Origin of the sequence: Micromonospora sp. NPDC005305 (assembly GCF_040607315.1) — a bacterium.
In the GTDB taxonomy this organism is placed as follows: domain Bacteria; phylum Actinomycetota; class Actinomycetes; order Mycobacteriales; family Micromonosporaceae; genus Micromonospora.
Genome location: NZ_JBEXGL010000026.1, coordinates 67,999 through 79,034 on the forward strand (window position 1 = coordinate 67,999; position 11,036 = coordinate 79,034).

Here is an 11,036-nt window from a genome sequence, read left to right on the forward strand (position 1 = left end):
CGCCACGTCGCCGGTCCACGGTCGATCGAGGTCAGTCGCCGGTGCCGGTGCGCACGGTGAGCCGCTCGTAGCGCTGCCGGGCCGCCTGCGCGCTGCCCAGCCCCAGCCCGAACGCGATCGCCTGCCAGGTCAGACCCCGGCCGCGGGCCACCTGCAGCAGGCCCGCCTCGAGCGCGTCGACCTCGGCGCGCACGTGCGGGATCAGGGTCAGCGCGGCCATGAGGTCGGCGTGGTCGACCGGCTCCTCACCCTCCGCCAGCTCCGCCCCGCCCGCGAGCGCCATCACCAGCGTCGCCGCCTCGTAGGCGTCGGGAACGTCGGGGTGCGCGTAGCGCCGGCGGCGGGCGTCGGTGCCGGCGTGCCGCTCGGCGATGCGCAGCAGCGCCGCGTAGTTGCGGTGAGCCCGGGCCTGGGCAGCATCCGGAGCGGTGAACGGGTCGTTGTCCATCGTGACCATGTCGTCAATTCCATACCCTTGAACGACATTTTGTCAACAGCCCGTTGAAAGCAATTCGTGCTCACCTCTTCGATCCGGCTAGGGTTTCCCGGTGACCGCGACCGACCTCTCCGCCCTCTCCGACCTGCTCGCCGGCCCGGTGGTTCCCGCCGCCCGGGCGTTGCTCGGCTGCCGGCTCACCGGGCACGGGGTCACCGTCCGGATCACCGAGGTCGAGGCGTACGCCGGCACCGCCGGCGACCCGGCCTCGCACGCCCACCGGGGCCGCACCCCGCGCAACGCGGTGATGTTCGGCCCGGCCGGGCACGCCTACGTCTACTTCACCTACGGCATGCACTGGTGCGTGAACGTGGTGACCGGACCGGACGGCGAAGCCTCGGCGGTGCTGCTGCGCGCCGGTGAGGTGGTCGACGGTCTCGACGTCGCGCGGGAGCGCCGGCCGGCCGTACGCCGGGACACCGACCTCGCGCGCGGGCCCGCCCGGCTCTGCGCGGCGCTCGGCATCGACCGGTCGGTCTACGGCGCCGACCTGCTCGGCGACGGTCCGGTGCGGCTGCGGCCCCCGCTCGCTCCGGTGCCCGAGGCCGCGGTGACCGCCGGCCCCCGGGTCGGTGTCACCGGCGCCCACGACGTGCCGTGGCGCTTCTGGATCGGGGACGACCCGACGGTGAGCGCGTACCGCCGGCACGTGCCCCGCACCCGCCGCTGACCGGCCCCCGCGAGCCGGGGGTGAATCCTGTCGGTGGGTGTGGCCATAATCACCGCACCCACCGATGAGGGAGGACCGGCATGACGACGCTGCTCGCGATCGGCACCGGCAAGGGACTCTTCCTGGCCACCAGCTCCGACCGGCGCGACTGGGCGGTGAGCGGCCCGCACTTCCCGATGACCGGGGTCTACGCGGTCGCGGTCGACAAGCGCCCCGGCCGCCCCCGGCTGCTGGCCGGCATCACCAGCTCGCACTTCGGCCCCAGCGTGGCCACGAGCGACGACCTGGGTGGCTCCTGGCACGAGCCGAACCAGGCGCCGGTGGCGTTCCCGGCCGACACCGGGGCCAGCCTGGGGCGGGTCTGGCAGCTCACGCCGGCCGGCCCGGACCAGCCCGACGTGGTCTGGGCGGGCGCCGAGCCGTCCGCGCTGTTCCGCTCCGAGGACGGCGGGCGCAGCTTCAGCCTGGTCCGGGCGCTCTGGGACCACCCCCACCGGGAGCAGTGGGGTGCCGGCTTCGGCGGCCAGGCCGTCCACAGCGTGCTCCCGCACCCGGGCGACGCGGGCCGGATGGCGGTGGCGATGTCCACGGGCGGGGTCTACCGCACCGAGGACGCGGGAGCGAGCTGGGCCCCGGGCAACACCGGGATCCGGGCCTACTTCCTGCCCGACGAGTGGCCCGAGTTCGGCCAGTGCGTCCACAAGATCGCCCGGGACGCCGGCGACCCCGAGCGGCTCTACGCGCAGAACCACCACGGTGTCTACCGCTCCGACGACGACGGGCGCAGCTGGATCTCGATCGCCGCCGGCCTGCCCAGCGACTTCGGCTTCCCGATCGTGGCCCACCCGTCCCGCCCCGGCGCGGTCTACGCCTTCCCGCTGACCGCCGACGGCGAGCGGTTCCCGACCGACCGGCGCTGCCGGGTCTACCGCTCGGCCGACGCGGGCGCGAGCTGGGAGCCGCTGACCGCCGGCCTGCCCGACGGGCCGTTCTACCCGGCGGTGCTGCGCGACGCCATGTGCGCCGACGACCACGACCCGGCCGGGGTCTACTTCGGCACCCGTTCCGGCGAGGTCTACGCCAGCGCCGACGAGGGCGACTCCTGGTCGCTGGTCGCGGCGCACCTGCCGGACGTGCTCTGCGTCCGGGCCGCGGAGGTCTGAGTGGTCACCGTGCTGCTGCCCGGCCCGCTCCGGTCCGAGGCGGGCGGGGAGAGCCGGCTCACGGTGGCCGCCACCGGCACCCTGCGGGCGGTCCTCGACGAGGTGGCCACCACGTGGCCCCGGCTGGCCCGCCGGATCCGCGACGAGCGCGGCGACCTGCGCCGCTACGTCAACGTCTACGTCGACGGCGAGGACTGCCGCCACACGGGCGCCCTGGACACCGAGGTCCCCGAGAGCGCCGAGATCCAGATCCTCCCCTCGGTGGCCGGCGGCTGACCCCGGGTCGCGGTGGGGTGGGCCGCGCGGGGACCGGTCGGGCGTGGAATAGTTGCTTCGTCAAATATGTTGTGCGGAGCGATTCCGGGCCGGGGGGTCCGGACCCCACGCGAGGAGCCGGTCATGCAGTTCGGAGTCTTCACCGTCGGCGACGTCACGGTCGACCCGACCACCGGGCGGCTGCCGTCGGAGCATGAGCGGATCAAGGCCATGGTGGCCATCGCGCTCAAGGCCGAGGAGGTCGGGCTCGACGTGTTCGCCACCGGCGAGCACCACAACCCGCCGTTCGTGCCGTCGTCGCCCACCACCATGCTCGGCCACATCGCGGCCCGCACCGAGCGGCTGCTGCTGTCCACCGCGACCACGCTGATCACCACCAACGACCCGGTGAAGATCGCCGAGGACTACGCGATGCTCCAGCACCTGTCCGACGGACGGGTCGACCTCATGATGGGCCGCGGCAACACCGGCCCCGTCTACCCCTGGTTCGGGCAGGACATCCGCAACGGCATCCCGCTCGCCATCGAGAACTACGACCTGCTGCACCGGCTGTGGCGGGAGGACGTGGTCGACTGGAAGGGCCGCTTCCGCACCCCGCTCCAGTCGTTCACCGCGACGCCGCGCCCGCTCGACGGCGTGCCGCCGTTCGTCTGGCACGGCTCGATCCGCAGCCCGGAGATCGCCGAGCAGGCCGCGTACTACGGCGACGGCTTCTTCGCCAACCACATCTTCTGGCCCAAGGAGCACACCCAGCGGATGGTCGCCCTCTACCGGCAGCGCTACGCGCACTACGGCCACGGCTCCGCCGACCAGGCCATCGTCGGCCTCGGCGGCCAGGTCTTCATGCGCAAGAACTCGCAGGACGCGGTCCGCGAGTTCCGGCCGTACTTCGACAACGCCCCGGTCTACGGGCACGGGCCGTCGCTGGAGGAGTTCACCCGGGAGACCCCGCTGACCGTGGGCAGCCCGCAGCAGGTCATCGACCGGACGCTGGGCTTCCGCGAGTACGTCGGCGACTACCAGCGCCAGCTCTTCCTCATGGACCACGCCGGGCTGCCGCTGAAGACCGTCCTGGAGCAGCTCGACATCCTCGGCGAGGAGGTCGTCCCGGTGCTGCGCAAGGAGTTCGACTCGCTGCGCCCCGCGCACGTGCGCGAGGCGCCGACCCACGCGTCGCTGCTGGCCGCGGCCGGCGGCGGCAAGGACAGCACGGTGCACGCCGTCGACGACGTGACCGGCAAGGCGCCGGAGGAGGACCGATGACCCACCGCACCCTGGCCGTGGTCTCGGCCGGCCTCGGCCAGCCCTCGTCGACCCGGCTGCTCGCCGACCAGCTCGCCGCGGCCGCCCGCGACGAGCTGGTCCGGCGCGGCGCCGAGGTGGAGATCCGCACGGTGGACCTGCGCGAGCACGCCCACGACGTGGTCAACCACCTGCTCACCGGCTTCCCGCCGGCCGCCCTGCGGGCGGCGCTGGACACCGTCGCGGGCGCGGACGGGCTGATCGCGGTCACCCCGATCTTCAACGCCTCCTACAGCGGCCTGTTCAAGTCGTTCTTCGACGTCGTCGAGAAGGAGGCGCTGGCCGACCGGCCGGTGCTCATCGGGGCCACCGGCGGCACGGCCCGGCACTCGCTCGCCCTGGAGCACGCGGTCCGGCCGATGTTCGCGTACCTGCGGGCGGTCGTGCTGCCCACGGCGGTGTTCGCCGCGCCCGAGGACTGGGCCGGCGACGGCGACGACAGCGCGCTGCGGGCCCGGATCCGGCGGGCCGGCATCGAGCTGGCCGACCAGGTGGACCGCCGCCCGGCGGCGACCGGGCCGGCCGACCCGTTCGCGCTCACCACCAGCTTCGAGGACCTGCTGGCCGGCCGCGACCCGGCCTGAGCCCGGCCGCCGGTCAGCCCGGCCGCGACCCGGCGGCCGGCCGGCGACCTCAGTCGTCGACCGGCTCGTACGGGTGGGCCACCAGCACCGGGCAGTGGGCATGCTGCACCAGCGCCTGGCTGACCGAACCGAGCAGCAGCCCGGCGAAGCCACCCCGGCCCCGGGAGCCGACGACGACCAGCGCCGCCTCCCCGCTCGCCTCGATCAGCGCCTGCTCCGGGGACTCGCCCCGCATGGGCCGCTCGGCCACACTCAGCACCGGGTGGTCCGTGCGGATCCGGGCGGCCGCCCCGGCCAGCAGCTCCGCCGACTCGGCCTGCGCGGCGGCGGTGGCCTCCGCCGCCGCGTCCGGCGCCACGGCGCCCCGCTCCGGCGTGCGGACGTGCACCAGCACCAGGTCGGCGTCCCGGCGGACCGCCTCGTCGGCGGCGAGCCGGACGGCGTACCCGGCCGACTCGGACCCGTCCACCCCGACCAGCACCGGCCCCCGCACCGGGATCGGCTGCTCCGCCGGGCGGACCACCAGCACCGGGCAGTGCCCGTGCTGCGCCACCTGGTTGCTCACCGAGCCGAGCAGCAGGCCGGCGAAGCCGCCCACCCCCCGGCTGCCGACCACCACGAGTTCCGCCCGGCGGGACTCGTCGATCAGGGCGGCGCCCGGCCCACCGGCCACCTGGCGCACCTCCGCCCGCAGGCCCGGATGCCGGTCGACCAGCTCGGTGGCCACCTGCTCCAACATCTTCTGCGCCTCCTCGGTGGGCGCCGGCACCCCGAGGTCGTACGGGTTGAGCGGCACCCCGTAGCCGAGCGGGTGCAGGTAGCCGTGCACCAGGCGCAGCGGCCGGGACCGCGCCACGGCGGCCCGGGCGGCGTGTTCGGCGGCGGTGAGGCTGGTCGACGATCCGTCGACCCCCACCACGACAGGTCGGTTCATCGGCATCCCTCCGGTCGGCTCCGCCCATTGTCGACGACGACCCGGCCCGCGGCGCCCGAACCGCCGGCCGCACGCGTCCCGGGTGCGGCCGGCGGAGCGCTACCGATACCCGGCTCCGCTCCCGCCGACCGGCTCACCTGCCTCGTGCCGGCGGACGACCAGATCGTCCACCTCCAGCCGGCCGATCCGCAGCTCGCGGATCACCGCCCGGCGCACGGCCAGGCGCGCGATCATCAGCCGGCCGATCGCCATGGCGCCGACGGCCGCCGCGAAGAGCGCCAGCGGCGCGGCCGCCGTCGGGCCCAGGGCCCGCGGGCCGGCCGCCGTCGGGCCGACGACGGAGGCTCGGACGGTACGCATCGGAAACACCCGACTCCGCGGGCGGTGCAGCATCCTGTTCATCCGTGGATCCTCTGCTCCCACCCGGTTCGTCCGGCACCGACTTCGGCGCCGGTCCATCGCCCGGGTGACGCGACACCGCCGGCCGGCCGACGGCCTCCTGCCGGCGCGAGCGGGCGGCGGAGCCCGGCCGGGCCGGACGTCCCGGGTCCGTCGGTGGTCCCGCGTATCCTCCGGCGATGACCAGTGAGGTGCGGCTCCGCCCGGTACGCGACGAGGACCTGCCCGCGTTCTTCGCCCACGAGCAGGACCCGCAGGCCACCTGGATGGCCGCCTTCGGCCCGAAGGACCCGGCCGACCGGGCCGCCTTCGACGCCCACTGGGCGCGCATCCGGGCCGACCCGCGCATCGTCCTGCGCACGGTGACGGCCGGCGGCGAGGTGGTCGGGCGGGTGGCGGCCTTCCCGGTGGGGGAGCGCACCGAGGTCAGCTACTGGATCGACCCGGCCCGCTGGGGCCGGGGCCACGCCACCGCCGCGCTCGCCGCGCTGCTGCGCGAGCTGCCGCGGGGGCCGGTGCACGCCCGCGCCGCCAAGGACAACGCCGCCTCCCTCGCCGTCCTGCGCAAGTGCGGCTTCGTCGTGGTCGGCGAGGACTCGGGGTACGCGGAGAGCCGCGGCGCCGACGTCGAGGAATACCTCCTGGAGCTGCCCGCCGCGCCGGCTGACCAGGGCGACCACTAGTCTCCCCGGGGTGAACTGGCTGGAACTCGTCGGCTGGGCCGGCTCCGCGCTGCTGGTCTGGTCGCTCCTGCAGACCCGCATCCTGCGGCTGCGCGCGCTGAACCTGCTCGGCTGCCTCATCCTGATCGGCTACAACGCCGCCGTGCACGTGTGGCCCATGGTCGGGCTCAACGTGGTGCTCGCCGTGATCAACGTCTGGTACCTGAAGTCGATGCTCGCCACCCGCCACGACGCGCAGACCTACGAGGTGGTCGAGGTGGGCACCGGCGACGCCTTCCTGGCCCATACCCTGCGGGTGCACGCCGCCGACATCGCCCGGTTCAACCCCGACTTCCGCTGGGACCCGGCCGCCGCCGACCCCTCGGCGTTCCTCGTGGTCCGCGCCGACGAGGTGGTCGGCGTGGTGGTCTCGCACGCCGAGGCCGGCGGGGTGGCCCAGATCGACCTCGACTACGTGACCCCGCCGTTCCGCGACTTCACCCCCGGCGAGTTCGTCTACCGGCGCAGCCGGCTGTTCACCGACCGCGGCTTCCGCCGGGTCGTCAGCCCGCGCGGCATGGTGGCCCCCTACTACCACCGGCTCGGCTTCCGGCCGGAGGGCGACGCGTACGTGCTGGACCTGCCCGCCCCCGCCTGACCCGCGACCGGAGGATTGCGCGGCACGCCCGCGGGGCACTGAGGGGCGACGCCGCCCGGGTCACGGTCGGCGACGGGCGGCCGCCGGGGCCGGCCCGGGTCGGGTCGAGGGGGAGAGAAGCGGGCGTGCAGAGCTACTGGAGCCAGCTGGCCCTGGTCGGAGTTCTGGTGATCGTCAACGCGGCCTTCGCCGGCAGCGAGATGGCCCTGGTCTCGCTGCGCGACAGCCAGCTCCAGCGGCTGGAACGCGGCAGCCGGGCCGGCCGCACCCTGGCCCGGCTGGCCAAGGACCCCAACCGGTTCCTGGCCACCATCCAGATCGGGATCACCCTCGCCGGCTTCCTGGCCTCCGCCGCCGCGGCGGTGTCCCTCGCGAAGCCTCTCGTGCCGCTGCTCGGGGTGTTCGGCGACGCCGCCGAAACGGTCGCCATCGTCGCGGTCACCCTGGTGCTGACCTTCGTCACCCTGGTCTTCGGCGAGCTGGCCCCCAAGCGGATCGCCATGCAGTCCGCCGAGCGGTGGGCGCTCGTCGTGGCCCGCCCGCTCGACGTGCTGGCCAGCGTCACCCGGCCGGCGGTCTGGGCGCTCGGCGCCACCAGCGACCTGGTCGTCCGCCTGTTCGGGCTGAACCCGAAGCACGAGCCGGACGAGATCGGGCCGGACGAGCTGCGCGACATCGTGGCCGGCAACCACGGCTTCACCAAGGAGCAGCGGATCATCATCGCCGGGGCCGTGGAGATCGCCGACCGGCAGTTGCGCGCCGTGCTCGTACCCCGGTTGCAGGTCTTCACGCTGGACAGCGGGACGACCGCGGAGGCCGCCCGGCTGGTGCTCGCCGCGACCGGCCACTCGCGGGCGCCGGTGGTCCGGCACGGCGGCCTGGACGACGCGGTCGGGGTGATCCACCTGCGCGACCTGGTCGGCGTCCCCGACGACCGGCCGGTGGACGAGATCGCCCGGCCGCCCATGCTGCTGCCCGACTCGCTGCCGGTGGTCGACGCGCTGCGCCAGTTCAAGGCGGAACGCCAGCACATCGCGCTGGTGGTCGACGAGCGCGGCGCCGTCGACGGCATCGTCACCCTGGAGGACATCCTCGAGGAGATCGTCGGCGAGATCTACGACGAGACCGACCGGGACCTCGGCTCGATCCGCACCGAGGAAGACGGCACGCTGGTGCTGCCCGGCACCTTCCCGGTGCACGACCTCACCGACCTCGGCGTCGAGCTGCCCAACCGGCCGCCCGGCGACTACACCACGATCGCCGGGCTCGTGCTCATCTGCCTCGGGCACATCCCCACCGTGGCGGGGGAGCGGGTCCGGGTCGACGGCTGGGACCTGGCCGTCGGCGGCGTCGACCACCACGCCATCACGGAGGTCCGGGTCCGCCGGCACGCCCGCCGCGACCGCGCCGAGGACGCCGGGGACGCCGAGCACGCCGACGCCGACGACACGCCGGTGTTCGACGAGGCCCGCGGCTGACCCTCCGCGGCGCCCGGCCGCTCACCGCCGCGATCCGGTGCGAACAGCCCGCGATCAGGCGGAGGTGAGGTTCTGCAGCCGTACCTGGCCGCGCGACACCAGCCGGCCACCCTCGTCGGTGATCTCCACGAGCCAGAGCTGCTGGCTGCGGCCGCGGTGGATCGGGGTCCCGACCGCGGTCAGCTCGCCGTCGCGGACGGCACGCAGGAAGTCGGTCTGGTTGGACACCCCGACCACCTTGCCCTTGTCTCCCAGCCACAGGGCGCCGCCGATGCTGGCCGCCGTCTCCACGACCGAGCAGTAGACGCCGCCGTGCTGGATTCCGTACGGCTGGTGCAGCTCCGGACGGACCTGCCAGCGGATGACCACCCGGTCTCCGCTCACCTCGTCGAACTTCAGGCCCAGCAGGGCGACGAAGCCCCCGGTCAGGTCCGGCGTCTCCACGGCGGCCCCCCTCCTGTCGGTGGAGCCGCCAGCCTAGTCGCCGGCCGTCGGCAAACCCGGTACGGGCCCGGGCCGGCGATGGGGGAGAATCGGTGACCGTGACGGACAGCAACCTCCCGCCAGGGCGGGACTCCCTGACCGAAGACCTGCGGTGGCGGGGCCTGATCCAGGACTCGACCGGCCTCGACGAGCTGCGCGCGCTGCTCGACGGCGGGAGCACCACCTTCTATGTGGGCTTCGACCCGACGGCGCCCAGCCTGCACGTCGGCAACCTCATGCAGGTCGTCATGGCCCGCCGGCTCCAGCTCGCCGGGCACCGGCCGCTGCTGCTCGTCGGCGGCGCCACCGGTCAGATCGGCGACCCGAAGGAGAGCGCCGAGCGCACGTTGAACCCGCCCGAGGTCATCGCCGGGTGGGTGCAGCGCATCCGCGACCAGCTCGCGCCCTTCGTGACGTACGAGGGGGAGAACGCGGCACGGCTGGTCAACAACCTGGACTGGACCGGCGAGATGTCGGTGGTCGAGTTCCTCCGGGACGTGGGCAAGCACTTCCCGGTGAACAAGATGCTGGCCCGCGAGGTGGTGAAGGCCCGGCTGGAAACGGGCATCAGCTACACCGAGTTCAGCTACCAGCTGCTCCAGGCCAACGACTTCTTCGAGCTGCACCGCCGGCATGGCTGTGAGCTCCAGTACGGCGGCTCGGACCAGTGGGGCAACATCACCGCCGGCGTGGACTACATCCGGCGCCGCGGCGCCGGGCCGGTGGAGGCCTTCACCACCCCGCTGGTCACCAAGTCGGACGGCACCAAGTTCGGCAAGAGCGAGACCGGCGCGGTCTGGCTCGACCCGGAGATGACCAGCCCCTACGCCTTCTACCAGTTCTGGGTCAACGCCGACGACCGGGACGTCACCCGCTACCTGCGCTACTTCAGCTTCCGCTCCCGTGAGGAGCTGGAGGAGCTGGAGAAGGCCACGGCGGAACGCCCGCAGGCGCGGCTCGCCCAGCGGGCCCTCGCCGAGGAGCTGACCGCCCTGGTGCACGGCGAGCGGGAGATGGCCCAGGCGGTCGCGGCGAGCCAGGCGCTCTTCGGCCGCGGCTCGCTCGACGAGTTGGCCCCGGAGACCCTGCGCGCCGCGCTCACCGAGGCCGGCCTGGTGCACCTCGACGAGTTGCCCGACGTCGCGGGCCTGCTGAAGGAGTCGGGCCTGGTGCCCAGCATGAAGGAGGCCCGGCGGGTCATCGCCGAGGGCGGCGCGTACGTCAACAACGTGCGCATCGCCGAGGTGGACGCGACCGTGTCGCCGGCGGACCTCCTGCACGGCCGCTACCTGGTGCTGCGCCGCGGCAAGCGCAACTTCGCCGGCGTTGAGCTGGGCAGATAGCCTCACGTCGACGGTGTGACGCGGGACGCGCCCGGCGGATTTGACGATCAATCCGCCGGGCGCGTAACTTTCTCTCTGCCAGCGCGGAACGGACGAAACAGGGCGAAAGACCTGGAGGCCGGAGCGCGGGAATGACGACCGGGTGAGGATGGTTGACTCCATCGGACCCTGGACCGGGCGGTGCCCCGGATTCGCCGGGAGGCGGATTTGGCGAGGCGGAACCGACCGGGTAAGGTTGTCGACTGCGGCAGGGACACGGACGAACGAGCGGGAAACCGCGGCGGCCGTCCTGCCGAAACCCACGAAGCGCCCGGCGCGAGCCGGTCGAATAGTGGTGCCCGGTAAAAGGGTTGAAGCATGACAAACCGCGAAACAGCGGTTTGACACGGCAGAAACCACCGGGTAACGTAGTAAAAGTGCCCGGCGCGGGAGCGGCGGGTGTAAGGACGAACGAAATGCCCCGGACGGGGTCCTGCTGGTGCGGGGTTCCGGGTGGTGTGTGGTTGTTCTTTGAGAACTCAACAGGGTGCTTGAAAAGCCAGTGCCAAATTGATTTATACCCCGGACTGGTCAGGCTTTGGTCTGATT

Annotated in this window: 13 protein-coding genes; 9 read left to right on the forward strand and 4 right to left on the reverse strand. The window is 73.6% G+C overall.

The window, feature by feature from the left end:
* Positions 1-31: 31 nt before the first annotated feature.
* Complete coding sequence (locus ABZS80_RS29180) at positions 32-457, reverse strand: DNA-binding protein (RefSeq protein ID WP_355060823.1); 426 nt, start codon at positions 455-457, stop codon at positions 32-34.
* A gap of 91 nt (positions 458-548) precedes the next feature.
* On the opposite strand from ABZS80_RS29180, the gene ABZS80_RS29185 reads away from it, so the two are divergent.
* The 5 genes from ABZS80_RS29185 to ABZS80_RS29205 all read left to right on the forward strand — a co-directional run bounded on the left by ABZS80_RS29185 (position 549) and on the right by ABZS80_RS29205 (position 4,491).
* Entirely contained in the window at positions 549-1,166 is a 618-nt protein-coding gene (locus tag ABZS80_RS29185) for a DNA-3-methyladenine glycosylase (protein ID WP_355060825.1), read from the forward strand.
* Positions 1,167-1,246: 80 nt separating this feature from the next.
* On the forward strand, positions 1,247-2,329 hold the full coding sequence (locus ABZS80_RS29190; protein ID WP_355060827.1) for an exo-alpha-sialidase: 1,083 nt from the start codon (positions 1,247-1,249) through the stop codon (positions 2,327-2,329).
* Positions 2,330-2,605, forward strand: coding sequence for a ubiquitin-like small modifier protein 1 (locus ABZS80_RS29195; protein WP_355060829.1), 276 nt, complete (start codon positions 2,330-2,332; stop codon positions 2,603-2,605).
* A 123-nt stretch (positions 2,606-2,728) separates the two neighbouring features.
* On the forward strand, positions 2,729-3,868 hold the full coding sequence (locus ABZS80_RS29200; RefSeq protein WP_355060830.1) for an LLM class flavin-dependent oxidoreductase: 1,140 nt from the start codon (positions 2,729-2,731) through the stop codon (positions 3,866-3,868).
* Positions 3,865-4,491: an FMN reductase gene (locus tag ABZS80_RS29205; RefSeq protein ID WP_151464038.1), complete on the forward strand. Its 627-nt coding sequence runs from the start codon at positions 3,865-3,867 to the stop codon at positions 4,489-4,491. The genes ABZS80_RS29200 and ABZS80_RS29205 overlap by 4 nt, the downstream gene beginning before the upstream one ends.
* Before the next feature lie 49 nt (positions 4,492-4,540).
* Here the strand turns inward: ABZS80_RS29205 and ABZS80_RS29210 are convergent, their stop codons facing one another.
* Together ABZS80_RS29210 and ABZS80_RS29215 are read right to left on the reverse strand one after the other, a co-directional pair.
* A complete protein-coding gene (locus tag ABZS80_RS29210; protein ID WP_355060832.1) occupies positions 4,541-5,431 on the reverse strand; it encodes a universal stress protein in 891 nt (296 codons plus the stop codon).
* A gap of 93 nt (positions 5,432-5,524) precedes the next feature.
* Complete coding sequence (locus ABZS80_RS29215) at positions 5,525-5,785, reverse strand: hypothetical protein (protein ID WP_355060834.1); 261 nt, start codon at positions 5,783-5,785, stop codon at positions 5,525-5,527.
* 218 nt (positions 5,786-6,003) lie between these two features.
* On the opposite strand from ABZS80_RS29215, the gene ABZS80_RS29220 reads away from it, so the two are divergent.
* The 3 genes from ABZS80_RS29220 to ABZS80_RS29230 all read left to right on the forward strand — a co-directional run bounded on the left by ABZS80_RS29220 (position 6,004) and on the right by ABZS80_RS29230 (position 8,622).
* Positions 6,004-6,507, forward strand: coding sequence for a GNAT family N-acetyltransferase (locus ABZS80_RS29220; protein ID WP_355060835.1), 504 nt, complete (start codon positions 6,004-6,006; stop codon positions 6,505-6,507).
* Positions 6,508-6,517: 10 nt separating this feature from the next.
* A complete protein-coding gene (locus ABZS80_RS29225; protein ID WP_355060837.1) occupies positions 6,518-7,144 on the forward strand; it encodes a hypothetical protein in 627 nt (208 codons plus the stop codon).
* A gap of 125 nt (positions 7,145-7,269) precedes the next feature.
* Positions 7,270-8,622 (forward strand): hemolysin family protein, encoded by a 1,353-nt coding sequence (locus ABZS80_RS29230; protein WP_355060839.1) that lies wholly within the window; start codon positions 7,270-7,272, stop codon positions 8,620-8,622.
* Between the two features lie 54 nt (positions 8,623-8,676).
* On the opposite strand, the gene ABZS80_RS29235 is transcribed toward ABZS80_RS29230, so the two are convergent.
* Entirely contained in the window at positions 8,677-9,066 is a 390-nt protein-coding gene (locus tag ABZS80_RS29235) for a PaaI family thioesterase (protein ID WP_151464033.1), read from the reverse strand.
* 98 nt (positions 9,067-9,164) lie between these two features.
* On the opposite strand from ABZS80_RS29235, the gene tyrS reads away from it, so the two are divergent.
* Entirely contained in the window at positions 9,165-10,448 is a 1,284-nt protein-coding gene (tyrS, locus tag ABZS80_RS29240) for a tyrosine--tRNA ligase (RefSeq protein ID WP_355060845.1), read from the forward strand.
* Positions 10,449-11,036 lie beyond the last annotated feature (588 nt).